Annotated in this window: 22 protein-coding genes; 14 read left to right on the forward strand and 8 right to left on the reverse strand. The window is 68.3% G+C overall.

Features of this window, described 5'->3' with window-relative positions; all coding sequences use genetic code 11:
* Nucleotides 1-287 precede the first annotated feature (287 nt).
* The 3 genes from yaaA to DI624_RS13310 all read left to right on the forward strand — a co-directional run bounded on the left by yaaA (nt 288) and on the right by DI624_RS13310 (nt 3,053).
* A complete protein-coding gene (gene yaaA, locus DI624_RS13300; RefSeq protein WP_291539400.1) occupies nt 288-1,058 on the forward strand; it encodes a peroxide stress protein YaaA in 771 nt (256 codons plus the stop codon).
* Between the two features lie 102 nt (nt 1,059-1,160).
* The gene (locus DI624_RS13305; protein ID WP_314187908.1) at nt 1,161-1,958 is read left to right on the forward strand and encodes a 3-hydroxybutyrate dehydrogenase; all 798 of its coding nucleotides are present in this window, start codon (nt 1,161-1,163) and stop codon (nt 1,956-1,958) included.
* Nucleotides 1,959-1,988: 30 nt separating this feature from the next.
* Nucleotides 1,989-3,053: a patatin-like phospholipase family protein gene (locus tag DI624_RS13310; RefSeq protein WP_291539405.1), complete on the forward strand. Its 1,065-nt coding sequence runs from the start codon at nt 1,989-1,991 to the stop codon at nt 3,051-3,053.
* On the opposite strand, the gene DI624_RS13315 is transcribed toward DI624_RS13310, so the two are convergent.
* The gene (locus DI624_RS13315) at nt 3,050-3,967 is read right to left on the reverse strand and encodes an L-threonylcarbamoyladenylate synthase (protein ID WP_291539407.1); all 918 of its coding nucleotides are present in this window, start codon (nt 3,965-3,967) and stop codon (nt 3,050-3,052) included. The genes DI624_RS13310 and DI624_RS13315 overlap by 4 nt on opposite strands.
* On the reverse strand, nt 3,964-4,515 hold the full coding sequence (locus tag DI624_RS13320) for a cytochrome b (protein ID WP_291539409.1): 552 nt from the start codon (nt 4,513-4,515) through the stop codon (nt 3,964-3,966). Before DI624_RS13320 ends, DI624_RS13315 begins: the two co-directional genes overlap by 4 nt.
* A 119-nt stretch (nt 4,516-4,634) precedes the next feature.
* On the opposite strand from DI624_RS13320, the gene DI624_RS13325 reads away from it, so the two are divergent.
* From DI624_RS13325 to DI624_RS13335, 3 genes are all read left to right on the forward strand, one after another.
* Nucleotides 4,635-6,419, forward strand: a complete 1,785-nt coding sequence (locus tag DI624_RS13325; RefSeq protein ID WP_291539411.1) for an acyl-CoA dehydrogenase — start codon at nt 4,635-4,637, stop codon at nt 6,417-6,419.
* 77 nt (nt 6,420-6,496) lie between these two features.
* Complete coding sequence (locus DI624_RS13330; RefSeq protein WP_291539413.1) at nt 6,497-8,716, forward strand: S9 family peptidase; 2,220 nt, start codon at nt 6,497-6,499, stop codon at nt 8,714-8,716.
* Nucleotides 8,713-9,276: a GNAT family N-acetyltransferase gene (locus DI624_RS13335; RefSeq protein ID WP_291539415.1), complete on the forward strand. Its 564-nt coding sequence runs from the start codon at nt 8,713-8,715 to the stop codon at nt 9,274-9,276. The genes DI624_RS13330 and DI624_RS13335 overlap by 4 nt, the downstream gene beginning before the upstream one ends.
* Here the strand turns inward: DI624_RS13335 and DI624_RS13340 are convergent.
* From DI624_RS13340 to tpiA, 4 genes are all read right to left on the reverse strand, one after another.
* Nucleotides 9,273-9,443 (reverse strand): hypothetical protein, encoded by a 171-nt coding sequence (locus DI624_RS13340; protein WP_291539417.1) that lies wholly within the window; start codon nt 9,441-9,443, stop codon nt 9,273-9,275. The two genes, DI624_RS13335 and DI624_RS13340, sit on opposite strands and share 4 nt — an antisense overlap.
* Nucleotides 9,444-9,534: 91 nt before the next feature.
* Nucleotides 9,535-11,187 (reverse strand): CTP synthase, encoded by a 1,653-nt coding sequence (locus DI624_RS13345; protein WP_291539419.1) that lies wholly within the window; start codon nt 11,185-11,187, stop codon nt 9,535-9,537.
* Between the two features lie 124 nt (nt 11,188-11,311).
* Nucleotides 11,312-11,734 carry a preprotein translocase subunit SecG gene (secG, locus tag DI624_RS13350; RefSeq protein WP_291539421.1) on the reverse strand — a complete coding sequence of 141 codons (423 nt, stop codon included), beginning with the start codon at nt 11,732-11,734 and terminating at the stop codon, nt 11,312-11,314.
* A 76-nt stretch (nt 11,735-11,810) separates the two neighbouring features.
* The gene (tpiA, locus tag DI624_RS13355) at nt 11,811-12,563 is read right to left on the reverse strand and encodes a triose-phosphate isomerase (RefSeq protein WP_291539423.1); all 753 of its coding nucleotides are present in this window, start codon (nt 12,561-12,563) and stop codon (nt 11,811-11,813) included.
* 168 nt (nt 12,564-12,731) lie between these two features.
* Here tpiA and DI624_RS13360 point away from each other — a divergent pair, with 168 nt between their 5' ends.
* On the forward strand, nt 12,732-14,639 hold the full coding sequence (locus DI624_RS13360; protein WP_291539424.1) for a peptidyl-prolyl cis-trans isomerase: 1,908 nt from the start codon (nt 12,732-12,734) through the stop codon (nt 14,637-14,639).
* Nucleotides 14,636-16,153 (forward strand): anthranilate synthase component I, encoded by a 1,518-nt coding sequence (gene trpE / locus DI624_RS13365; protein WP_291539426.1) that lies wholly within the window; start codon nt 14,636-14,638, stop codon nt 16,151-16,153. The genes DI624_RS13360 and trpE overlap by 4 nt, the downstream gene beginning before the upstream one ends.
* A 3-nt stretch (nt 16,154-16,156) precedes the next feature.
* On the opposite strand, the gene DI624_RS13370 is transcribed toward trpE, so the two are convergent.
* Nucleotides 16,157-16,366 carry a peptidoglycan-binding protein gene (locus DI624_RS13370; RefSeq protein ID WP_291539428.1) on the reverse strand — a complete coding sequence of 70 codons (210 nt, stop codon included), beginning with the start codon at nt 16,364-16,366 and terminating at the stop codon, nt 16,157-16,159.
* 89 nt (nt 16,367-16,455) lie between these two features.
* Between DI624_RS13370 and DI624_RS13375 the strand changes: the two genes are divergently transcribed.
* The 4 genes from DI624_RS13375 to lexA all read left to right on the forward strand — a co-directional run bounded on the left by DI624_RS13375 (nt 16,456) and on the right by lexA (nt 19,703).
* A complete protein-coding gene (locus tag DI624_RS13375; RefSeq protein ID WP_291539429.1) occupies nt 16,456-17,046 on the forward strand; it encodes an aminodeoxychorismate/anthranilate synthase component II in 591 nt (196 codons plus the stop codon).
* Nucleotides 17,047-17,048: 2 nt separating this feature from the next.
* Nucleotides 17,049-18,086: an anthranilate phosphoribosyltransferase gene (gene trpD, locus DI624_RS13380; protein ID WP_291539432.1), complete on the forward strand. Its 1,038-nt coding sequence runs from the start codon at nt 17,049-17,051 to the stop codon at nt 18,084-18,086.
* On the forward strand, nt 18,083-18,877 hold the full coding sequence (trpC, locus tag DI624_RS13385; protein ID WP_291539435.1) for an indole-3-glycerol phosphate synthase TrpC: 795 nt from the start codon (nt 18,083-18,085) through the stop codon (nt 18,875-18,877). The genes trpD and trpC overlap by 4 nt, the downstream gene beginning before the upstream one ends.
* Nucleotides 18,878-19,007: 130 nt before the next feature.
* Nucleotides 19,008-19,703 carry a transcriptional repressor LexA gene (gene lexA / locus DI624_RS13390; RefSeq protein ID WP_291539438.1) on the forward strand — a complete coding sequence of 232 codons (696 nt, stop codon included), beginning with the start codon at nt 19,008-19,010 and terminating at the stop codon, nt 19,701-19,703.
* Here lexA and DI624_RS13395 read toward each other — a convergent pair.
* The gene (locus tag DI624_RS13395; protein WP_291539441.1) at nt 19,697-21,859 is read right to left on the reverse strand and encodes a ComEC/Rec2 family competence protein; all 2,163 of its coding nucleotides are present in this window, start codon (nt 21,857-21,859) and stop codon (nt 19,697-19,699) included. The genes lexA and DI624_RS13395 overlap by 7 nt on opposite strands.
* Between DI624_RS13395 and gltX the strand changes: the two genes are divergently transcribed.
* Nucleotides 21,858-23,273 (forward strand): glutamate--tRNA ligase, encoded by a 1,416-nt coding sequence (gene gltX / locus DI624_RS13400; RefSeq protein WP_291539444.1) that lies wholly within the window; start codon nt 21,858-21,860, stop codon nt 23,271-23,273. The two genes, DI624_RS13395 and gltX, sit on opposite strands and share 2 nt — an antisense overlap.
* A gap of 66 nt (nt 23,274-23,339) precedes the next feature.
* A partial coding sequence (locus DI624_RS13405; RefSeq protein ID WP_291539447.1) for a citrate/2-methylcitrate synthase occupies nt 23,340-24,173 on the forward strand: 834 nt, incomplete at its 3' end.

Consider the following 24,173-nt stretch of genomic DNA (forward strand, 5'->3'; position numbering starts at 1 on the left):
CAGGGGCTGCCGACCCGTCGCAGGCTTATGGGGTTAGGCGATAAGACCGCCACCGCTCGGCGCCCCGAGCTTGCAGGCCAACCAACCGCGCGGAGCGTCGGACTTCGTCGAAACGGTACTTACAAACTCACACTCCGGGCGAAGGCCCGGCGCTCCGCCCAGCCCTCCATCCCACTTCGCAGCGAAAGCGCGAGGCGCTTTCGCGCGCCCGGACGCACCAGCGTCGCACCCGGTTCAAATCGGCGTCGAAGCGGCCTATTTGGGCGGCGTCGTCACGGAGCCTTGTCTTGTTGATCGTTCTCTCCCCCGCCAAGCGGCTGGACTTCACCGAGGCCGATCCGGCCCTGCCCGCGACCGAGCGCCGCTTCCGCGACGACACCGCCAGCCTGGCGGTGTCGTCGCGGCGACAGACGCGGGCGGACCTGCGCCGTCTGATGGGAATCTCCGACGATCTGGCGACCCTGAACGTCGAACGGTTCAAGGCCTTCGACGCCGAATCGACCGACGGGGTCCAGGCGGCGTTCGCCTTCGCCGGCGACGTCTACGAGGGCCTGAAGGCGCGCGAACTGGACGCCGAGGCCCTGGCCTTCGCCCAGGACCATGTCCGCATCCTGTCGGGATTCTACGGCCTGCTGCGTCCGCTGGATCGCATCCAGCCCTATCGGCTGGAGATGGGCACACGGTTGAAGACGCGGCGGGGGGCCAGCCTCTACGACTTCTGGGGCGACCGCATTTCCATGCAACTGAACGCGGACGCCGCCGGCCAGGCCGACCCGACCTTGGTCAACTTGGCCAGCCAGGAATATTTCGGCGCCGTCGACGCCAAGGCGCTGAAACTGCCGGTGGTCACGCCTCAGTTTCGCGAGGAGAAAAATGGCGAGACCCGCATCGTCTCCTTCTTCGCCAAGAAGGCGCGCGGCGCGATGACCCGCTTCGCCATCGACGAGCGGGTGGAACGGGCCGTGGACCTGAGGGCTTTCGACCGCGACGGCTATCGGTTCGACAAGGCCGTCTCGACCGACAGCGACTGGATATTCATCAGGTCGGGAAATTCTTGATCCCCGCCCCGTCCTGCCGCTAGTCTCGAAGGAAAGATCATAAAGGGCGGACCCATGTCACAACGGCCAAACACCTCGACCGACGACCAGGCCAAGCCCGCGCTGCGCCAGATCGGCGACCTGGCCGGTCAGGCGGCGGTCGTCACCGGCTCGACCTCCGGCATCGGCCTGGCCCTGGCGCGGGCGGTCGCGGCGGCGGGCGGCGACGTGGTTTTGAACGGCCTGGGCGATCCGGCCGAGATCGAGCGCATCCGCGCCGACCTGGCGGCGTCGTCCGGGCGGCGCGTGCTCTACCATCCCGCCGACATGACCGATGGCGAACAGATCGCCGACATGGTCGCCTTCGCCCGGCGCGAACTGGGCCGGCTGGACATTCTGGTCAACAACGCCGGGATCCAGCACGTCGAATCCGTCGAGAACTTCCCCGCCGACCAGTGGGAGAAGATCATCGCCATCAACCTGTCCTCGGCCTTCTACGCCACCCGCGCGGCCATTCCGATCATGAAGGCCCAGGGACGGGGCCGGATCGTCAACATGGCCTCGGCCCACGGTCTGGTCGCCAGCCCCTTCAAGTCCGCCTATGTCGCGGCCAAGCACGGGATCATCGGCTTGACCAAGACCGTCGCCCTGGAGCTGGCGCGGGACAACATCACCTGCAACGCCATCTGCCCCGGCTTCGTCGAGACGCCGATCGTGGCGAAACAGATCGCCGACCAGGCCCGAACGCGCCACATGACCGAGGCGCAGGTGCTGACCGATGTCATCCTGGCCGCCCAGCCGACCAAGCGGTTCGTCACGACCGAGGAATTGGTCGGGGTCTTCCTCTATCTGGTCAGCGACCTGGGCGCATCGGCCAACGGGGCCAGTTTCTCCATCGATGGCGGCTGGACCGCGCAATAGAACCCGACAGCGGGGGGCGAACAGGGGCGCATGGCGATCTTCAGACGCAAGGCCGCCGAGCCGGAGACGGCGCGACGATCGCCCGGCAGACGCCCGATTTGCCTGGCGCTCCAGGGCGGCGGGGCGCACGGGGCCTTTCAATGGGGCGTTCTTGACCGGCTGCTGGAGGACGACCGCCTGGATTTCCGCGCCGTGTCGGGCGTCTCGGCCGGCGCGATGAACGGAACGGCCCTGGTCTCGGGCCTGGCCGCCGGCGACGCCCGCGCGGCCCTGGACAAGCTCTGGCGCGAGATCAATCAGTCCGGCGGCCGCAACGTCTTCGGCGACAGCGCCATCTGGAACGCCGCCCAGCCGCCCGACTGGATCAAGGACAATCCGTTCTGGCGCGCCGGCGAGACCCTGGCCCTGTCCATGAGCCCCTATGAATTCAACCCCCTGAACCACAATCCTCTGGATCGGGTTCTGAAGGCCGCCGTCGATTTCGGCGCGGTGCGGGCGTCGGACATCAAGCTGTTCGTCGCCGCGACGGCCGTGCGCCAGGCTAGGGCGCGGGTCTTCACCTCGGACGAAATCACGCCCGACGTGCTGATGGCCTCGGCCTGCCTGCCGCATCTCTTTCAGGCCGTCGAGATCGACGGCGAGCCTTACTGGGACGGCGGCTATCTGACCAATCCGCCCCTCTGGCCTCTGACCGGCGAGGACACGCCCGACGACGTCCTCTTGGTCACGCTGAACCCCATGACCCGCGACGAGACGCCCCGCAGCGCCCCCGACATCATGGATCGGTTGAACGAGATCGTCTTCAACGCGCCCCTGGTCGCCGAACTGCGCGCCATCGCCATCGCCGGCGAGATGATCGGCCAGGGCCAGATCGACGTGGGCGGCCAGGGCCCCTATCGCCATGTGCGGATGCACGCCATCGAGGCGGACCGCTGGCTGTCCGACCTGTCGCTGCGGACAAAATTCAACACCGAATGGAGCTTCCTGAACGACCTCAAGACGCGTGGTCGCGCTGCCGCCGACGAATGGCTGGACAGTTGCCTGGGCGCCGTCGGCCGCCAGTCCAGCGTCGATATGCAGGCCCGCTTCGGCTAGCCCACAAAGCCGGCGGCGCGGCGCAGACGGTCGTTGATCGCCTCGCCCAGCCCCGCGCCTGGAATGGGCGAGACGGCGATGGCGGCCGGCTTTTGCCGATCCGCTTCCCGCAGCAGCCGAAACAGATTGGCCGCCGCCTGCGACAGGTCGCCGGTCGGGCTCAGGCTCCAGCGGGTCTCGCCCACGCCAGGACCGAAGCCCAAAAGGATTTCGTCCGGCGCCGCCGCCGTCGCCTCGATCCGCACCGGAGCGTCCGGCGCATAATGCAGCGCAAGCCGCCCCGGCGAGCGCCGCCCCTCCCCGTCGTCGGCCAGCGGGCCGATCACGGCCTCGATCTGCTCTCGCGTCACGGCGCCGGGCCGCAACAGGGCGACGCGACCGTCCAGCGCCGAGACCACCGTGCTCTCCAGCCCCACCCGGCATGGCCCGCCGTCGACGGCGGCGGCGACGGCGAATCCGGTCTCCTCGACCGCATCGGCGAAGGTCGTCGGGCTGGGCCGGCCCGAGCGGTTGGCCGAGGGCGCGACCACCGGGCCGCCGAACGCAGCCAGCACCGCCTTCGCCGCAGGATGGGCCGGAACCCGGATCGCCACGCTGTCCAGCCCGGCGCGGGCCAGGTCGCAGACACGCCCCGCATCCCGGATCGGCGTGACCAGCGTCAGCGGCCCCGGCCAGAAGGCCTGGGCCAAAGCCTGCGCCGCTGCGTCGAACACCCCGATGTCGGCCGCCATCTCGGCGTCCGCCACGTGAGAGATCAGCGGGTTGAAGCGCGGACGGCCCTTGGCTGCGAAGATAGCCGCCACCGCCTCGGGGGCGCCGGCGTCGGCTCCCAGCCCATAGACCGTCTCGGTCGGCAGCAGGATCAGCGCCCCGTCCGCCAGCGCCTTGGCGGCCTCGTGCGGCGTCGCGCTCACGGTCGGCGAGGAATCAGCGGGATCATCCGGTGCAGCACATTGTCCCGGTCGACGAACTGATGCTTCAGCGCCGCCAGCACATGCAGGGCGATCAGGACATAAAGCCCCTTCACCGCCAGGCCGTGCGCCGCCATGAAGCCGCGCGCCGTGGCGCGACCGCCGCCGATCGGCAGCAGCGGCCAGTCGAACAGGCCGAACCAGGCGATCTCACGCCCGCCAGCCGACGACGCCAGCCAGCCCGTCATCGGAATGACGATCAACGCCACATAGAACAACGCATGGGTCGCCCGCGCCGCCAGCCTTTGCCAGGGCGGCAAATGCGCGGGCAAGGCGATGGCCGGGTGCGCCAGCCGCCAGCCGATCCGCGCCAGCGTCAGCAGCAGGATCGTCAGACCCAGCGACTTGTGCAGCATGACGAACTGGCCCGACATCGGCCCTTCGGTATTCTCGTGCGCCGCGATCAGCAACACCTGGACCAGGACCGCCAGGGCGATGCCCCAATGCAGGAACAGGGACACGGTCGAATATCGATTTCGCGGTTCGCCCATGGCTTCCCTTCCGTGACGGCGCTACGTCACCTTGCGCAGAGACGGGACGCGTCGCCAAGACGCTTGCGACACCCTGTCTCGACGCGGCATCTAGGCCGCAAAGCCGATTGAGGAAACCCATGACCTACCGCGCGCCCGTTCGAGACCTGGCCTTCACCCTGGAGGCCGTCGCCGGAATGACCGATGTCGCCGCGACCGGCGCCTTTCCCGATTATGACGCCGATGTCGCCTCGGCGGTGCTGGAGGCGGCGGGTCAATTCTCCGAAGAGGTGCTGGCGCCTCTGAACCGCATCGGCGACCAGCAGGGTTCGACCTACGCCAACGGCGCCGTCACCGCCGCGCCGGGCTTCGCCGACGCCTATCGCCAATTCGCGGCCGGCGGCTGGACCGGCCTGTCGGCTCCGGCCGAGGCGGGCGGCCAAGCTCTCCCCAAGGCGCTGGAACTGGCGGCCTATGAGACGGTGCACGCCGCCAACATGGCCTTCGGCCTGTGCCCCATGCTGTCGCTCGCCGCCATCGAGGCGTTGGAACAGGTCGGCACGCAAGAGCAGAAATCGAAATATCTGACCAAGCTGGTCAGCGGCGAATGGACCGGCGCCATGGTCCTGACCGAGCCGGGCGCCGGTTCCGATCTGGGCGCCCTGACCGCCACCGCCACGCCGAACGGCGACGGGACCTATGCGCTGAACGGTCAGAAGATCTTCATCACCTGGGGCGACCATGACGCCACCGACAATATCGTTCATCTGGTGCTGGCCCGCCTGCCCGACGCGCCTAAGGGACCGAAGGGCATCAGCCTGTTCCTGGCCTCCAAATTCGCGGTCAAGGACGACGGGACGCTGGGCGAGCGCAACGCCTTCCGCCCCGTCGGGGTCGAGCACAAGCTGGGCATCCACGCCTCGCCGACCTGCGTCATGAGCTATGAGGGCGCGACCGCCGAACTGGTCGGGCAGCCGAACCAGGGCTTGGCCCATATGTTCGTCATGATGAACGCCGCCCGCCTGGCCGTCGGGGTCGAGGGCGTCGGCATCGCCGAGCGCGCCTATCAGCATGCCCTGGCCTATGCGCTGGAGCGCCGCCAGGGCCGGTCGATCTGGACGGGAGAAGCCAACGCCCCGATCTTCGACCACCCGGATGTGCGCCGGATGCTGGGCGTCATGAAGGCCAAGACCTCCGCCGCCCGCGCCATCTGCCTGTCCACCGGCGTCGCCGCCGACCTGGCCAGACATGCGGGTTCCGAAGAAGAGCGCCGCCGGTGGAAGGGCCGCGAGGACCTGTTCACCCCTATCGCCAAGGCCTGGTCCACCGATGTCGGCTGCGAGGTCGCCTCGCTGGGAGTCCAGGTCCACGGCGGCATGGGCTTCATCGAAGAGACGGGCGCGGCCCAATATTATCGCGACGCCCGCATCGCGCCGATCTATGAAGGCACCAACGGCATCCAGGCGATGGACCTGGTGGGCCGCAAGCTGTCGATGGACGGCGGCGAATCGGCCAAGACCCTGATCGCCGACATGAAGGCCACCCTGGGCCGCCTTGGCGGGCTCTATTCCGGCAAGCCCGTCGAACGGTTCGCCACCGCCATCGAGGCCGTCCAGGACGCGACCTTGTGGCTTCTGGACCAGAAGGCCGATCCCGAGGCCGCCGCCGACGTGCTGGCCGCCGCCGACGCCTATCTGAAGCTAATGGGCGATGTGGTCGGCGGCTGGATGCTGGCCAAGGGCGCCCTGGCGGCCAAGGCCAGGCTGGACGCGAACGACGGCGATCCCGCCTGGCTGCAGGGCAAGCTGGACCTCTACGAAATCTACGCCGCCAATGTGCTGGGCCATGTCTCCAGCCGCCTGGCGGCCGTGGGCCAGGGCGGCGCCGTGCTGCAACGCCTGTCGGTCGCGGCCCTGGCGGGATGAACCGTCCGCCGCCTCATTGACCTTGGCCGCCGGTCCCCCGCAAGGTGCGGCCTTCGGAACGAATAGGGGAGCGACCGATGAACCGTCGGCAAGTGATCATGTCCACCGCGGCGACGGCGCTGGCCGCCTCGGCCGCCCCCGCCCTCGCCCGTCAACCTGCCGGAACCTCGATGCCCCAACCGCCCGTCGCCAAGAAGATCCCCGTCGTCATCGAACAGCTCGGCCGCACCCGCACCGACGACTATCAATGGATGAAGGACGACAACTGGCAGGCCGTTCTGCGCGACCCGACGCTGATCAAGGCCGAGGTCAAGGCGCATCTGACGGCCGAGAACGCCTATCGCGAGGCCATGATGGCCTCCACCCTGCCCCTGCAGCAGGCAATGTTCGCGGAGATGCGGGGGCGCATCAAGGAGGACGACAGTTCCGTCCCCGCCCCCGACGGCGGCTGGGACTACTACGTCGAATACCGGAACGGCGATCAGCATCCCCGCTACATGCGGGTCGAGCGCCAAGGGACATGGATGGCGGACGGCCAGCCGGTGACGAAGAATTTCGTCGTCGCCCCCACGCCCCAACTGCTTCTGGACGCCAATGAACTCGCCAAGGGCAAGGCCTATTCCGAGGTTTCGGCCGCGAGCCACAGCCCCGACCACGCCCTGTTCGCCTATGCGGAAGACGCCCAGGGCTCCGAGGTGCACAAGATCTACGTCAAGGATCTGGCGACTGGCGAAGTCCTGCCCGAGGTGATCGACAGCGCCACCGGCGACTTCGTCTTCTCACCCGACAGCCAATGGATCTTCTGGACCAATCGCGACGACAACGGCCGCCCTGACAAGATTTTCCGCCGCCCGGCGCGCGGCGGCGAGACCACCCTGGTCTATGAGGAAGCCGACGACGGCATGTTCATCGGCGTGGGCCGTACGGCCGACGATCGGTTCATCGTCATCGGCATCCAGAACCAGGAAACCAGCGAGGCGCGCTACATCCCTGCGGCGACGCCGACAGCCGAGCCCGTTATCCTGGAGCCGCGCGTCGTCGCCACCCGCTACGACGTCGACCACTGGGACGACCGCTGGGTGATCCGCACCAACGCCGACGACGCCATCGACTTCAAGATCGTCGAAGCGCCGAGCGAGGCGCCGGGCAAGACGAACTGGAAGGACCTGGTGCCCCATACGCCGGGCCGCTTCATCGAGGGGCTGGACCTGACCAAGGGCCATCTGGCGCGCCAGGAACGGGCCGACGCCAACACCCGCATCATCATCCGCGACCGCGCCGGCGCCGAGCACGAGATCGCCGTGGACGAGCCCGCCTTCGCCCTGTCGCTGGCCGGGGCGTCGGAGTTCGACACCACGATCACCCGCTACGCCTACAACTCGCCGTCCACGCCGACCCAGACCTTCGACTACGACATGGCCAGCCGCGAGCGGACCCTGCGCAAGACCCAGGAGGTGCCCAGCGGTCATGACCCGGCCGACTATGTGGTCGAGCGGCTGAACGCCCCGGCCGCGGACGGCGAACTGGTCCCCGTCACGGTCCTGCGGCGCAAGTCCACGCCGGTCGACGGATCCGCGCCGCTGCTGCTCTATGGCTACGGCTCCTACGGCATCCCGATGCCGGCCAGCTTCTCGACCAATCGGCTGTCGCTGGTCGACCGGGGCTGGATCTACGCCATCGCCCACATCCGGGGCGGTTCAGACAAGGGCTGGGGCTGGTTCCTGGCGGCGCGGCGGATGACCAAGAAGAACACCTTCACCGACTTCATCGCCGCCGCCGAACACCTGATCGGGCGGAAGTACGCGACGGCCGGCAACATCGTCGCCCAGGGCGGGTCGGCCGGCGGCATGCTGATGGGTGCGGTCAACAACATGCGCCCCGACCTGTGGGCCGGGGTGATCGGCCAGGTGCCCTTCGTCGATGTGATCAACACCATGAGCGACACCTCGCTGCCGCTGACCCCGCCCGAATGGCCCGAGTGGGGCAATCCCATCGAGGATGCCGAGGCCTACGACTATATGTTCAGCTACAGCCCCTACGATCAGGTCGAGCCCAAGGCCTATCCGGCCGTGCTGGCGACCGGCGGCCTGTCCGACCCGCGCGTCACCTATTGGGAGCCGGAGAAATGGGTGGCCAAGCTGCGGCCGGCGACCACCTCGGGCAAGCCGGTGCTGCTGAAAATCAATATGGAGGCGGGCCACGGCGGCGCGGCCGGCCGGTTCGATTATCTGAAGGAGGTCGCCCACGACTACGCCTTCGCGGTCTGGGCCATCGAAAAGGGCTGGGAGACCGCGTGACCACCCCGACAGTTCGCGACGCCGGTCCCGACGACATCGCGGCGATCACCGCCATCTACGCCGAAAGCGTCGCCAAGGGGCGCGGCACCTTCGAGCTGGAGCCGCCCGACGAGGCCGAGATGGCGGCGCGGCTGGGAGCGGTCGCGGCGCTCGGCCTGCCCCGGCTGGTCGCCGAAATGGACGGCGCGGTCGCCGGCTATGCCTACGCCGGCCCGTTTCGCACGCGCCAAGCCTACCGCTACATGGTCGAGGATTCGATCTATGTCGCGCCTTGGGCGCGGGGTCGCGGCGTCGCCGGCGCCCTGCTCGACGCCCTGATCCAGCGCTGCGAAGCTATGGGACTTCGGCAGATGGTCGCCGTCATCGGCGATTCGGAAAATCTCGGCTCCATAGCCCTGCACCGCGCCCGAGGCTTCGCCGACGCCGGGGTCTTCAAGGCCGCCGGCTGGAAGCACGACGACTGGCGCGATGTCGTCTTCATGCAGCGTGCGCTGGGTCCAGGCGGCGAGACGCCGCCCGACGCGGCGGGCCTGCCGCTTGTCGATAAGAAGCGCGGCTAGGCCTGGGACGCCTGCGCGGGCCGGGCCGGCCGCTGCTCCATGTGCCGCACGGCCTCATAGCCAAGCAGCATCGCGCCCAGGACGAACATCAGCCCGCCGGCGATCAGCACCAGGCGGACGTGCCGGTGCAGATGATAGAGCAGCTCGCCGATCATCGACGGTCCCACGACATTCGAACCGTGCCAAATCGGTCCGTCCCGACCATTCTAACGCAAAAGCCGCGCCTGGCGGAATCGCAGGTCCGTGAACAGAGTTACGTCACACCAGCCGGCTTTGGACCACGGCCGCGCCGATGAAGCTCGCGAACAGCGGATGGGGCGCGAACGGACGGCTTTTCAATTCGGGATGATACTGAACGCCGATGAACCACGGATGGTCGGGACGTTCGACCGTCTCGGGCAGCACGCCGTCGGGCGACAAGCCGGCGAAGACCAGGCCCGCCTTGGCCTCGATGGCCTCGCGATAGTTGATATTGACCTCGTAGCGGTGACGATGCCGTTCGCTGATCTCGGTCGCACCATAGATTTCGGCGATCTTGGACCCGGCCGCCAGGGTCGAGTCATAGGCCCCCAGCCGCATGGTGCCCCCCAGGTCGCCGCCCTGCTGGCGAAGCACACGCTGATTGCCTTGCGTCCATTCGGTCATCAGGCCGACGACCGGCTCGGCGGTGGGCCCGAACTCGGTCGACGAGGCCTTGGGATAGCCGGCCAGGTTCCGCGCCGCCTCGATCACGGCCATCTGCATGCCGAAACAGATGCCGAAATAGGGGATGTTGCGCTCGCGGGCGAAACGGGCCGCCTCGATCTTGCCTTCCGAGCCGCGCTCGCCGAAGCCGCCGGGCACCAGGACCGCGTGGGCGCCTTGCAGCCGCTCCTCGCAGGCCTCCGGATCGCCTTCGAAGGTGTCGGCCTCGACCCAGTCGATGTTGACCTTGACGTTGTTGGCGACCCCGCCGTGATGAAGCGCCTCGATCAGCGACTTATAGGCGTCCTTCAGGACGGTGTATTTTCCGACCACGGCGATGGTGACTTCCCCGTCGGGGTGCAGGCGGCGACGCGCGATCTCCTGCCAACGCGACAGATCGGGCTCCGGCGCATCGACGATGCCGAAATGGGCTAGGACTTCGCGGTCCAGCCCCTCGCGATGATAGTCCAGCGGCACGGCGTAGATGTCGGCCGAATCCATCGCCTGGATCACGCCGCTCTCGCGCACATTGCAGAACAGGCCGATCTTGCGCTTTTCGTCGGCCGGGATCGGCTGCTCGCAGCGGCACAGCAGAATGTCCGGCTGGATGCCGATCGAGCGAAGCTCCTTGACCGAGTGCTGCGTCGGCTTGGTCTTCATCTCGCCGGCGGTCTTGATGAAGGGCAGCAGGGTCAGGTGGACGAAGCACGACTGACCACGCGGCAAATCCTGGCCCAGTTGGCGGATCGCCTCGAAGAAGGGCAGCCCCTCGATGTCGCCGACGGTGCCGCCGATCTCGACTAGGACGAAGTCGACGTCCTCGCCTTCGTCGGTCAGGGCAGGGGTCAGGCAGAAGGACTTGATCTGGTCGGTCACGTGCGGAATGACCTGGACGGTCGCGCCCAGATAATCGCCGCGACGCTCCTTCTCCAGGATGGTCGAATAGATTCGGCCCGTGGTGATGTTGTCGGACTTGGCGGCCGAGACACCCGTGAACCGCTCATAGTGGCCCAGGTCCAGATCGGTCTCGGCGCCGTCGTCGGTGACGAAGACCTCGCCGTGCTGGTACGGGCTCATCGTGCCCGGATCGACGTTCAGATAGGGGTCCAGCTTGCGCAGGCGGACCTTGTAGCCTCGCGCCTGCAAAAGAGCGCCGAGAGCGGCGGAGGCGAGGCCTTTTCCTAGCGAGGAAACCACGCCGCCGGTGATGAACACATAGCGAGCCATGGGCGGACACCTTACTCCATGATTCGCGAGCGGCGCATGTCCCGCGGCGAATCGAACTGTTGATCAAAAGAAGAAAGCGCGCCGCGGGGCGCGCTTTCCAAAACTCAGGTCGAATGTCCGACCTTTATTGAGCGGGCGGCTGCGCCGGCGCCGGCCGGGCGGTCGCCGAAGGAAGGCTGGCCTCCAGGTCGTCCAGCGACGGAGCCGCCGGCTGGGCCGGCGCGGCGGGCTGTTGCTGTGCAGGCTGCTGCGGCGTCTGGGTCTGCGGCGTGGTGGCCAGCGAGCCGACGGCGTCGGCGTCGATGCCGGACACCGCGGCGCGGTCCATATTGCCGACAACGGTCAACACGATGGTCAGGCCGAACAGCAGGGCCGCCAGGATCCAGGTGATCTGCGTCAGCAGGTTGCCGGCGCCCCGCGCCGTCATGAAGCCCGAAGGCCCGCCGCCCATGCCAAGGGCGCCGCCCTCGGACCGTTGAAGCAGCACTACCCCCGTCAGGGCGACGGCGACGATGATAATGGCGACGAGCAGAATGGTCTGGAGCATGGCGTCAATCATGTGGGCGCGTATCTGCGCCGATCAAGCGGCGGCCTCTATCACCGAAGCGGGCGCGGGGCAAACCTCAGACAGCGGCCTGGATGATCGGAATGAAGTCCGCCGCCTTCAGCGAGGCGCCGCCGACCAGGGCGCCGCCGACCTCGGCCGTGCACAGGATGTCCCTGGCGTTGTCCGGCTTGACCGAACCGCCATAAAGGATCGGCGCCGTGCGCGCGCCCTCCCCCAACCGCCTGACGATGGCGGCCCGCACGGCGGCGTGCACCTCCGCGATCTGTTCCAACGTCGGGATCAGGCCCGTGCCGATGGCCCAGACCGGCTCATAGGCCACCGCGAACGGGCGTTCGGACAGGCTGTCGGGCAGCGAGCCTTCGACCTGGGCCGACACCACGGCGACGGCTTGGCCGGCCTCGCGCTGCGCCAGGGTTTCGCCCACGCAGACGATGGGTTCCAGCCCGGCGGCGACCGCCGCTTCGGCCTTGGCGGCGACGTCGACGTCGGTCTCGCCAAACGCGGCGCGGCGTTCGGAATGCCCCAGGATCACCAGGGTCGCGCCGGCGTCCGCAAGCATCTCGGCCGAGATCGACCCGGTGAAGGCCCCGGACGGCTTGGCGTGGCAGTCCTGGCCGCCCACCGACGCCGAACCGCCCTCAAGCGCCTGGGCCATGCGCAGGACCAGGGTGGCGGGAGGACAGAGGACGACGCGGCAAGCGCCATCGACCGCGCCTGCGGCCTCGCCGATCGCCTTGGCTTCAACCAGGGCCGAGCCCAGGCCGTTCATCTTCCAATTGCCGACGATCATCTTCACGGATTGTTTCATGGCCGCCTGTCTAGGGGGCGCAAACCGCGAAGCCAAGAGGGCGCGCCGCAATCTGGACATGAAGCCGTCCTTGCGGGGTCGTGCCCGGCCCGACTATACGCGACAGCTGACGCCAATATCGCTCCCCCCAATTTCGGCCCTCCATCTCGGCCAGTCTCGGGTTTTCGAATGCTCACCGCCTTTCGCGCCTTCTCTCGATCCAAATGGGCGGCCGCCCTGCTCGTGCTTATCGCGATCAGTTTCGTCATCGTCGGGGCGCGCATGGACGTGTTCTCGAATCTGGGCCCCAAACACGTGATCGACGCCGGAGCGCGTTCGATGAACGAGGCGGAGTTCCGCACCGCCTTCGACCAGGTGCGCGAGCGGCTGCAGCAACAGGTGGGCCGGCCCCTGACCAATCAGGACCTGGTGGCCGAGAACATCCACACCCGCTTCCTGGCCGAACAGACCGAGCAGTTGGGCTTCCTGAACTGGGCGTGGAAGGCGGGCATCCGCCCCGGCCAGGAACTGATCGTCAAGCAGATTCGCAAGATTCCGGCCTTCTTCAACTCCGTGACCGGCCAGTTCGACCAGCAAGCCTATCAGGCCGCCTTGGCCCAGCAGAACCTGACCCCCGCCATGCTTGAGCAGGACCTGCGCGATCAATACGCCACCGAGCATTTCGGGGCCGCCGTCTTCGCCGGCGCCCGCGTGCCGCGCATCTATGGCGCCCTGCTGGCCGGTTCGGCCCTGGAGTCGCGTGACGGCCGCTGGTTCGAAGTGACCTCGGCCATGGCCGGCCAGGTTCCGGCCCCGACCGACGCCCAGCTGAACGCCTTCATCCAGGAAAACGCCGAGCGTCTGCGCGCGCCCGAGTTCCGCATGGTCTCGGTCGTGCTGTTCACACCCGAAGCGGCCAGCAGCGCCCCGATTTCCGAAGACCGCATCCGCGAGCGTTTCGAGTTCAAAAAGGACACGCTGGGCAAGCCCGAGACCCGCACCTTCGTCACCCTGACCGCGCCGAACCGCGACACGGCTCAAAAGATCGCCGCCGCCCTGCGGGCCGGTCAGTCGCCGGCCGATGTCGGCCGCGCCAACAACATCGCCCCCGCCAGTTTCGAAGCCACGCCGCGCGCCGCCATCGGCGACGCCGCCACGGCCGCCGCCGTCTTCGGCCTGCAGCCCAATCAGGTGTCCGATCCCGTCCAGGCCGGCGTCGGCTTCGCCGTGGCCAAGGTCACGGCCATCCAACCGGCTGCGCCCGCCACGCTGGAAAGCGCCCGCCAGGAACTGATCCAGGAACTGCGCGCCGAGGATGTGAAGACCCAGACCTACGCCAAGGTCGAGAAGTACGAAGCCGCCCGCACCGCCGGCAAATCCCTGGCCGACGCCGCGCGCGAGGCTGGCGGTCGCGTGGTCAACCTGCCGCCCTTCACCAAAGACGGAAAGCTGCCGAACGGCCAGGCCCTCAACGCCCCGCCGCAAATCTTCGAAACGGCCTGGAGCCTGGCCAAGGGCGGCGAGAGCGACGTGATCGACGCCGGCCAGGGCCAGTATTTCGCCATCCGCGTGAACGACATCCGCCCCTCGGCCCTGCCGACCCTGGCCGAAGTCCGTGCGCCGTTGGCCGAACAGTGGATCCAGCGCGAGACCCTGCGCCGCCTCTCGACCAAGGCCGAGGAACTGACCGCCCGCGTCCGCAACGGCGAGGATATCGCCGCCGTCGCCCGCTCGGTGAATGCGCCCCTGACGGTCCGCACCGGCGTCGTCCGCAACCAGGCCACGCAGGACGCGCTGGGCCAGGGCGTGCTCCAGGGCTTGTTCGGCCAATCCAAGGGCCAGGCCTTCTCGCAACCGGCGTCGCAGACCGCCTATGTCGTCGGCCGGGTGGACAATGTCCATGCCGCCGATCCTGCCGCCGCCGGCCCGCTGGCCGAACAGGTGCGCCCGCGTCTGACCCAGGAACTGGTCCAGGCTATGGTGCAGTCGTCCTTCGCCGCCGGCGCCCAGCGCTCCAAGGCCAAGAACGATCCGGCTCAGGCGCTCTCGGCCCTGGGGTTGTCGGCCGACGCCAAGCCGACCGCCCCGGCGCAATGACGACGGAGACGACCGCCGCCGCCGATTTCGACGCCTTCGCCGCCGGTCTTGGGGCCGGTCGGCCGCAGGTGATCGTGCGCCGGATCATCGACGACCTGGAGACGCCGGTCTCGGCCTATCTGAAACTGGGCCGGGATCGCCCCTACGCCTGTCTGCTGGAATCGGTGGAAGGCGGCGCGGTCAACGGCCGCTATTCGATCCTGACGCTGGACCCCGACGTGGTCTGGCGCTGCCGCGCCAACGCCGCCGAGATCGCGCGCGGTTCCAACATTGCTCAGGGCGTCTTCACGCGCGATGCCCAGCCGGCGCTGCAATCGCTGCGCAGCCTGATCGCAGCATCGCGGTTCGACCTCCCCGGCGATCTGCCGCCGATGGCGGCCGGTCTGTTCGGCGTGTTCGGCTACGACATGGTGCGGCTGCTTGAGCCATTGGGCGCGCCCAATCCCGATCCGCTGGACCTGCCGGACGCCGTCCTGACCCGTCCGTCGCTGGTGGCTATCTTCGATTCGGTGCGTCACGAGATCGTGCTGATCGCGGCCGCCTACCCCGATGCACGACTGGAGGCGGAGGCGGCGCATCAGGCGGCGATCACGCGCCTCGACGCCTTCGAATCCGCCCTTCGCGAGCCCCTGCCCGTCCGCGCCCCGCCGTTGGAGACGCCTGCGCCCGCCTTCGCCTCGCCGGTCGATGAAGCGGGCTTTGGCGGGATGGTGGCCCGGGCCAAGGACTATATCGCCGCCGGCGACATCTTCCAGGTCGTGCTTAGCCATCGTTTCTCCGCGCCCTGGTCAGCCGATCCCTTCGCCTTCTATCGTTCGCTGCGTCGTCAGAATCCTTCGCCCTATCTGTTCTATCTGAACTTCGACGGCTTTCAGCTGGCCGGCTCTAGCCCTGAAATCCTAGTCCGCCTAAAAAATGGCGAAGTGACCATTCGTCCCCTGGCCGGCACCCGGGCGCGCGGCGCCACGCCCGAGGCGGACAAGGCGCTGGAGGCCGAACTTCTGGCCGACCCCAAGGAGCGTGCCGAGCACCTGATGCTGCTGGACCTGGGCCGCAACGACGTGGGGCGCGTGGCCGCGCCCGGCACGGTCGAGGTGACGGAAAGCTTCGTCGTCGAACGCTACAGCCAGGTCATGCACATCGTCTCCAACGTGCGCGGCAAGGCCGATCCCAGGCTGGACGCCGTCGATACCCTGCTGGCCGCCCTGCCCGCCGGCACCCTGTCGGGCGCGCCCAAGGTGCGGGCCATGGAGATCATCGACGAGCTGGAAAGCGAAAAGCGCGGGGTCGGCTACGGCGGCGGGGTCGGCTATATTTCGGCCGGAGGCGAGGCGGACATTTGCATCACCCTGCGCACCGCCCTGTTCGCGGACGGCAGAATCTTCGTCCAGGCGGGCGCCGGCGTCGTCGCCGACAGCGACCCGGCCGCCGAATACGCCGAGACCCGGCACAAGGCGCGCGCCCCGATGCGAGCGGCCGAGGAGGCCTGGCGCTTTCGCACTGGCGATCGCTAGGCCTTACCGGGCGCCGTAGGTCGCGGCCGGGTCTTCAAGGTGAACGCCTGGCCCGATCACGACGACCCCGGCCATGGCGATGGCCGCCGCAGCCGCAAGCGCGGCGGCCCCCAGGGCCGCCAGCGGATGGATCGGATCGGGTTCGACCTCGATCAGCTTGGCCTTCGCGGCGGCGATCTTGTCGGCGATGTCTTGTTCAGCGGTCAGTTTCACGGCCCCAAACTGCGTCAGCCAGTGTTAAGATGCGCTTTAACGACCGCGCCGCCTTGGCGCGGCGACCGACCACGCCTAAAAGCCAAGCCATGATCCTGGTCGTCGATAACTACGACAGCTTCACCTACAACCTCGTCCACTACCTCGCGGAGTTGGGCGCGCCGACCCATGTGGTGCGCAACGACGATCTGACGGTGGACCAGGCGTGGGCGCTGAACCCCGCCGCCGTGCTGCTGTCGCCCGGCCCGTGCGCGCCCGATCAGGCGGGAATCTGCCTGCCGCTGATCCAGACGGCGGCCGAATCCATGCCGATCCTGGGCGTCTGCCTGGGGCATCAGGCCATCGGCCAGGCTTTCGGCGGCGAGGTGATCCGCGCCAAGACCCTGATGCACGGCAAGACCTCGCCGATCCTGCATGAGGGCCGAAGCGTCTTCGCCGGCCTGCCCTCGCCCTTCACCGCCACCCGCTATCATTCGCTGGCGGTGAAACGCGAGACCCTGCCGGACTGCCTGGAGGTCACGGCCTGGACCGCCGACGGCGAGATCATGGGCTTGCAGCATCGCAGCCGCCCGATCCACGGCGTTCAGTTTCACCCGGAATCCATCGCCACCGAGCATGGCCACGACATGCTGGTCAACTTCCTGACGATCGCCGGCGTGAAGCGCCTCGCGGCCGCCTGATCGTGGCTGACGGATTCAAGCCGATCCTGGCCCGGTTGGTCGAGGGTCAGCCGCTGACGTCGGAGCAGGCGCACGACTTCTTCGCCGCCTGCCTGCGCGGCGAACCGACGCCGTCTCAGGTCGCCGCCGCCGTCACCGCCCTGCGCATCAGGGGCGAGACGGTGGACGAGATCGCCGCCTTCGCCGCCGCCATGCGAGAAGCCGCCCTGACCTTGGACCATCCCTATGACGTCATCGATACCTGCGGCACCGGCGGCGACGGCCAGCACACCTACAACATCTCAACCGCCGCAGCCTTGGTTCTGGCCGGCGCGGGCCTGAAGGTCGCCAAGCACGGCAATCGAGCGATGTCTTCGAAATCAGGATCTTCCGACGTTTTGTCGATCCTGGGCGTCAACCTGATGGCATCTCCGGCGCAGCAGAGGAAGGCGCTGGACGAGGCGGGCATATGCTTTCTGTTCGCGCCCGCCTATCACGGCGCCATGCGCCATGTCGGGCCGGTCAGGGCCGAGCTCGGCTTTCGCACCGTATTCAATCTGTTGGGGCCGCTTTCAAACCCGGCGTCTGCGAAGCGGCAGGTCATGGGCGTCTATGATTCCCGGCTGCTGGAGCCGTTGGCCGAGGTGTTGGGACGGCTTGGCGCGACGCGGGCCTGGACGGTGCATGGCCAAGGGCTCGACGAACTGGCCACCTCGGGTCCGACCGAGGTGGCGGAATGGAAGAACGGCGCCGTCCGCCGCTTTCAGGTCGCGCCCGAAGACGCCGGCCTTCCGCGCAGTTCCATCGACGCCATTCGCGGCGGCGACGCCGAGGAGAACGCTGCGGCCCTGCGCGCCCTGCTGGCGGGCCGGGCCGGCCCCTATCGCGACATCGTGGTGCTGAACGCCGCCGCCGCCTTGATGGTGTCGGACCGCGCGAGCGACCTGGCCGAGGGCGCCGCCCTGGCCGCAGCCGCCATCGACGACGGAAGCGCGGCCCTGGCGCTGGAGCGTCTGGCCCGGATCACCACGACGCCTCTGGACCCCGAAGACGACGCATGACCGACATTCTCGATCGCATCGCCGCCTATAAGCGCGAGGATGTCGCCGCCCGAAAGGCCGCCACGTCTCAAGACGCGATCGAGGCCCTGGCCCGTTCGGCTTCGGCCCCGCGCGGCTTCCGCGCCGCCCTGGAGCGCGTGGAGGAAGAAACGGGCCGCCCCGCCCTGATCGCCGAGATCAAGAAGGCCAGCCCGTCCAAGGGCCTGATCCGGCCCGATTTCGATCCGCCAGCCTTGGCCAGGGCCTATCAGGCAGGGGGCGCCGCCTGCCTTTCGGTGCTGACCGATGGGCCCAGCTTCCAGGGCGACGACGCCTATCTGACGGCGGCGCGCGAGGCGGTCGCCCTTCCCTGCCTGCGCAAGGACTTCCTGGTCGATCCGTGGCAGGTCGCCGAGAGCCGCGCCCTGGGGGCCGATTGCATCCTGGTCATCTTGGCCATGATCGATGACGGCCTGGCGGCCGAACTGCTGTCGGAGGCCGACCGGTTCGGCATGGATGCGCTGATCGAGACGCACGACGAAAACGAAATGGCCCGCGCCTGCGCGTTGGGCGGCGACCTGGTCGGCGTGAACAACCGGTCTCTGCGCAGCTTCGAGGTCGACCTGGAAGTCACCGAACGCCTGTCGATGCTCAGCCCTGTCCGCGCCCTGCTTGTCGCCGAAAGCGGCATCTTCACGCCTGACGACGTCGCGCGGGTGTCGGCCGCCCACGCCCAGGCGATCCTGGTCGGCGAAAGCCTGATGCGGCAGGACGATGTCGAAGGCGCGACCCGCGCATTACTTGCGGCCTGAAGACCGTCCTGCCCGGACAAGCGTCGGCGAACGTCGCCGTTAAGTTGACATTAGGAAGGAACACTTACAGAACATCGTCAATGTTCACGGCCCGTTCCGATTCTCCGAGCGGGCGCATGAGGACCGGGCGATGCTCACGCGCAAACAGCACGAACTGCTGATGTTCATCCACGAACGCATTCAGGAGACGGGCGTCTCTCCCTCGTTCGACGAGATGAAAGAGGCGCTGGACCTGGCCTCCAAGTCCGGTATCCACCGACTGATCACCGCCCTGGAGGAACGCGGCTTCATCCGCCGTCTGGCCCATCGCGCCCGCGCTTTGGAAGTCACCAAACTGCCTGAACAGGCGACCGCCGGCGCGCCGCGCGGCCGGCCCGGGTTCAAGCCCGATGTCATCGAGGGGGGCGCCCCGACGCGGGACGCGCCGATGGCCGCCAACGACACGCGCGAACTGCCGCTTCTGGGCAAGATCGCCGCCGGCACGCCCATCGCCGCCATCCAGCACGAGCAGGAGCGCCTGCCCGTGCCGGAATCCATGTTGGGCAAGGGGGATCACTATGTCCTGGAGATCGAAGGCGATTCGATGATCGAGGCCGGGATCCTGAACGGCGACCTGGTCGTGATCCGACGCGGCGACACCGCGACCAATGGCGAGATCGTCGTGGCCCTAGTCGAGGGCGAGGAAGCGACCCTGAAACGCCTGCGCCGCAAGGGCGGCTCCATCGCCCTGGAACCCGCCAACCGCAACTATGAGACCCGCATCTTCGGCCCCGACCAGGTCGAGGTTCAGGGCAAGCTGGTCGGCCTCATGCGCCGCTATCACTGACCTCGGGGTCCGTTCGGCGGGTCCAGGGGCGTCTGCCGCGCACCTCCGTCGTCCAAACCGCACGCCAGCCCTGGCCGTCGCGCCAGAGTTCGACCGCCCCCCCCTCTGGCGAAATCGACGCCGTCCAGAACCAGGCGACCGGCGCAAGCCGAGGGAAGCTCGGTGACGACGGGGCGCACGCCGATGACCACAGCACTTCGGCACAGCGCTGCCAGCCTTTCTACATCCGGCGCACGGCGCCCCCACCACAGAGCGACCGGCCCGGCGGCGGCATCGTCCGGGCCACAGGAGAAGCGGTCGCAGCTCCAGCCGTCCGCCTCGCGTTCCGTCAAGGCCAGTCCCCGTCGCCGCGACCACAGATCCACGGCGAACGTCCGCACGCCCGGCCGCAGGACGACCGCCTCGCCCTGGCGGCTGAAGGCCGCGTTGGTTCCGCCTTCTGCGATCCAGAGGTCCGGCGCCGGCGCTCGGGGCCAGACCAGCACCGCCGCCGCCAGCGGCAGGCCCAGCCAGCGCAGCCGTCCCCGCCACAGGCAGATGAAGATCACGCCGAAGAAGGCGATGGGCAGGACGAAATCCGGCGCGCTGGGGATTGTCCGAACCGCGCCCGGCAGGCTGGCGGTCCAGGACCCGATCGCCAGCATCAGATCGACGCCCCAGCCCGCCACCCACAGAAAGGGCGCTCCCAGTCCCAGGGGCTCCAGCGCGGCGCCCAGAGCCAGCGCGGGCATCAGAACGAAATCCGCCACTGGCGACGTGCCCAAATTGGCCAGCAGGCCATACATGGCCGTGCGGTTGAAATGCTGCATGGAGAAGGGGCCGGTCGCCATGCCGGCGACGAGGCTGGCCGCGACCGCCGCCGTGATCCAGCCGGCGAATCGTTGAACCGCCAGGATGGGCCAGGGCGCGGAAATCTCTCTCGGACCCGGGGGCCAGGCCTCGACCAAGGCCACGAGGGCCGCAGTCGCCGCGAAGGACATCTGGAACCCCGGCGTCACGATGGCTTCGGGCTGTATGGCCAGGACGATGAAGGCCGCCACCGCCAAGCCGTGCATGGTCACGGCCTGGCGATCCAGCAGTATGGCCAGAAAGGCGATGGATGCGGTGATCGCGGCCCGCTCGGCCGGCGGGGGCGCGCCCGACACCACCAGATAGGCCCCCACCGCCAACAGGCCCGCCACGGCCGCGATCTTCTTTCCGGGCGCGCGCAAGGCCAGCCAGGCCCAGGCCGCCACGCCCAGCCGCACAGCGAAAAAGACGAAGCCGCCGACGATGGCCATGTGCAGGCCCGACACAGACAGAATGTGCGCCAGGCCCGAATCGCGCATCACGTCCATGTCGTCCTGGCTGATCCAGGTCTCGTGACTGGTCGTCATGGCGGCTGCGATCCCGCCCGTCCGTTCGCCCAACCGCGCCACGATCCGTTCGGCCAGGGCGTAGCGCGCGCCGTTCACCGCCATTTCCAGGCGCAGACGCCAGGGCGGACGGGGCGGATCGGCCTGGCGCGTCTCACTCAAGGCGAAGGCCACCCCGCCCAAGCCCTGGAAGAAGGCGTTGCGGCCGAAGTCGTAGGCGCCCGGGCTGGCCGGCGGGGGTGGCGGGTTCAGAATGGCGAACAGTCTGATCGCCTCGCCCGGCCGCGGCGGTTCGCCCCGCACGGTGGCGCGCAGCCGGACCGGCGTCTGGTTCGGCGCCAGATCGCGAATCCAGACCGGCGCGATCACCACGCGCGCGCCGCGTTGGCCTGGGCTGTCGACGTCCACCACCCAGGCTTCGACGACGGTCGGCGCCGACAGGGCGGGCGCGATGGGCGCGGCTACGAAGGCGGTGCGCGCCTTTGCCGTCGCCAAGCCGGCCGCCATACAGGCGATCATCAACAACGGCCATGTGATCCGGCGCGACGCTCCACGGGCCTTGGCCAGACCCCAGGCCGACGCGGCCGCGCCGACCGCCAGAGCCAGCGGCCAGAACGCAGACTCGAACCTCAGGGCGAAATAGACGGCGCATCCCCCGCCGAAGGCCACAGGGCCCCACAGGCGCCACCGCGACGCCTGGGCCGCGACCTGCTCGGCCAGCCAGGATCGCAATCGCGCGGCGGGGGTAGGCTTTGCCGCATCGGGGCGTATAAGGGCCTCGCCTACGGACCCCTCTCCCATGACCTCACCTTCCTCGACTGTCGTCACCCGCTTCGCCCCCTCGCCGACAGGCTATCTGCATATCGGCGGGGCGAGAACCGCCTTGTTCAACTGGCTGTACGCCAGGAGACACGCAGGGCGCTTTCTGATCCGCGTCGAGGACACCGACCGCGAGCGTTCGACCGACGCGGCCGTCAAGGCGATCTTCGACGGCCTCAGCTGGTTGGAACTGTTCGCCGACGAGGAGCCGGTGTTCCAGTTCAGGCGCGCCGACCGCCACCGCGAGGTCGTAGATCGGCTGCTTGAGACGGGTCACGCCTATCGCGACTTCGCCACGGCGGAAGAGACCGGGCGACTGCGCGACGAAGCCAAGGCCGAGAAACGCAGTTTCGAATCGCCCTGGCGCGACCGGACACCCACCGTCGACGACCTAGCCCTGCCGCATGTCGTCCGTTTCCGCAGACCGCAATCGAGCACGGTGACGGTGCCCGACGAGGTCCAGGGCGCGGTCAGCTGGTCCACCGACGATCTGGACGACCTGGTGCTGCTGCGGTCCGACGGGGCGCCGACCTACAACCTGGCCGTGGTGGTCGATGACCACGACATGGGCGTGACCCATGTCATTCGCGGCGACGATCACCTGAACAATGCCGCGCGCCAGAGCCTGATCTACGACGCCCTGGGCTGGGCGCGGCCGGTGTTCGCCCACATCCCGCTGATCCACGGGCCGGACGGCGCCAAATTATCCAAGCGGCATGGCGCCCAGGCGGTCCATGAATACGCCGAGATGGGCTATCTGCCCGAGGCCATGCGCAACTATCTGGCCCGGCTGGGTTGGGCGCACGGGGACGACGAATTGTTCAGCGACGCCCAGGCCATCGAATGGTTCGATCTGGCCGGCATCGGCAAGGCTCCCGCGCGGCTGGATTTCGACAAGCTGGCGCACGTCAACGCCCACTGGCTGCGCCTGGCCGACGACGAGCGTCTGGCCAAGCTGGCGCTGGACGCCCACCTGCAGAAAGGCCACGTCCTGGCCGAGGCGGACGAGGCCCGACTTCAACGCGCCATGCCCTTCGTCAAGGATCGCGCCAAGACGGTGCTGGACCTGGCCGATCAGACGGCCTTCGTGCTGAAGACCCGCCCGCTCGACATCGACGACAAGGGCCGCGCCCTGCTGTCGGGCGAGACGCTGGATCGCCTGAGCCGCCTGCGCGAACGGCTGGCCCTTTTCCAATCCTGGGACGTCTTCGCCCTGGAGGCCGAACTCAAGGCCTTTGCGGAATCGGAGGGCGTCGGATTCGGCAAGATCGGCCCGCCGATGCGCGCGGCGCTTACCGCAGGGTCAGCTTCACCCGACATCGCACGCACTTTATCCGCCCTGGGACGCGACGAAAGTCTCGGGCGCTTGGATGATGCGCTGCAACAGACTAAGTGATCACCCACAAACCAAAAAGCGCCCGACGCCTCCCCGCGCCTGGACGTATGATGCAAAGGGGCATTCATGACTGAACAAGCCAAAACCGCCGGCTCGGCGACCCTGTCCTTCGAGGACAAGACCATCGAGTTGCCGGTCCTGTCGGGCTCCACCGGCCCGGACGTCATCGACATCCGCAAGCTCTATGCGGGAACGGGCGCCTTCACTTTCGATCCCGGCTTCACCTCCACGGCCGCCTGTGAATCGGCCCTGACCTATATCGACGGCGACGCCGGCGTGCTGCTGCACCGCGGTTATCCGATCGACCAACTGGCGTCGCAATCGAACTTCGTCGAGGTGTGCCACCTGCTGCTGCACGGCGAACTGCCGACCGCCGAACAGTACGAGAAGTTCGAGAACTCGATCACCATGCACACCATGCTGCATGCGCAGATCGACCGCTTCTTCGACGGGTTCCGTCGTGACGCCCATCCGATGGCCATCATGGTCGGCATCGTCGGCGCCCTGTCGGCCTTCTATCACGACAGCCTGGACATCCACGATCCGGTGCAACGCGACATCTCGGCCATCCGCCTGATCGCCAAGATGCCGACCATCGCGGCCCGCGCCTATAAATATCATGTCGGCCAGCCGTTCGTGTCGCCCCGCAACGACCTGTCCTACGCCGAAAACTTCCTGCGCATGTGCTTCGCCGTGCCAGCCGAGGACTATCACGTCGATCCGGCCCTGGTTCGCGCCATGGACCGCATCTTCACCCTTCACGCCGACCACGAGCAGAACGCCTCGACCTCGACCGTCCGCCTGGCCGGCTCGTCGGGCGCCAACCCCTTCGCCTGTATCGCCGCCGGCATCGCCTGCCTGTGGGGCCCGTCGCACGGCGGCGCCAACGAAGAGGCGCTG

It is taken from the genome of Brevundimonas sp., from assembly GCF_003248455.1.
Taxonomy (GTDB): domain Bacteria; phylum Pseudomonadota; class Alphaproteobacteria; order Caulobacterales; family Caulobacteraceae; genus Brevundimonas.

What these genes read in the sequence shown, in the direction of transcription:
- DI624_RS13310 (WP_291539405.1), top strand. Translation starts at nt 1,989, where the DNA reads ATGGCGATCTTCAGACGCAAGGCCGCCGAGCCGGAGACGGCGCGACGA.
- DI624_RS13320 (WP_291539409.1), bottom strand. Translation starts at nt 4,515, where the DNA reads ATGGGCGAACCGCGAAATCGATATTCGACCGTGTCCCTGTTCCTGCAT.
- DI624_RS13325 (WP_291539411.1), top strand. Translation starts at nt 4,635, where the DNA reads ATGACCTACCGCGCGCCCGTTCGAGACCTGGCCTTCACCCTGGAGGCC.
- DI624_RS13330 (WP_291539413.1), top strand. Translation starts at nt 6,497, where the DNA reads ATGAACCGTCGGCAAGTGATCATGTCCACCGCGGCGACGGCGCTGGCC.
- DI624_RS13345 (WP_291539419.1), bottom strand. Translation starts at nt 11,187, where the DNA reads ATGGCTCGCTATGTGTTCATCACCGGCGGCGTGGTTTCCTCGCTAGGA.
- secG (WP_291539421.1), bottom strand. Translation starts at nt 11,734, where the DNA reads ATGCTCCAGACCATTCTGCTCGTCGCCATTATCATCGTCGCCGTCGCC.
- tpiA (WP_291539423.1), bottom strand. Translation starts at nt 12,563, where the DNA reads ATGAAACAATCCGTGAAGATGATCGTCGGCAATTGGAAGATGAACGGC.
- DI624_RS13360 (WP_291539424.1), top strand. Translation starts at nt 12,732, where the DNA reads ATGCTCACCGCCTTTCGCGCCTTCTCTCGATCCAAATGGGCGGCCGCC.
- trpE (WP_291539426.1), top strand. Translation starts at nt 14,636, where the DNA reads ATGACGACGGAGACGACCGCCGCCGCCGATTTCGACGCCTTCGCCGCC.
- DI624_RS13375 (WP_291539429.1), top strand. Translation starts at nt 16,456, where the DNA reads ATGATCCTGGTCGTCGATAACTACGACAGCTTCACCTACAACCTCGTC.
- trpC (WP_291539435.1), top strand. Translation starts at nt 18,083, where the DNA reads ATGACCGACATTCTCGATCGCATCGCCGCCTATAAGCGCGAGGATGTC.
- lexA (WP_291539438.1), top strand. Translation starts at nt 19,008, where the DNA reads ATGCTCACGCGCAAACAGCACGAACTGCTGATGTTCATCCACGAACGC.
- gltX (WP_291539444.1), top strand. Translation starts at nt 21,858, where the DNA reads ATGACCTCACCTTCCTCGACTGTCGTCACCCGCTTCGCCCCCTCGCCG.
- DI624_RS13395 (WP_291539441.1), bottom strand. Translation starts at nt 21,859, where the DNA reads ATGGGAGAGGGGTCCGTAGGCGAGGCCCTTATACGCCCCGATGCGGCA.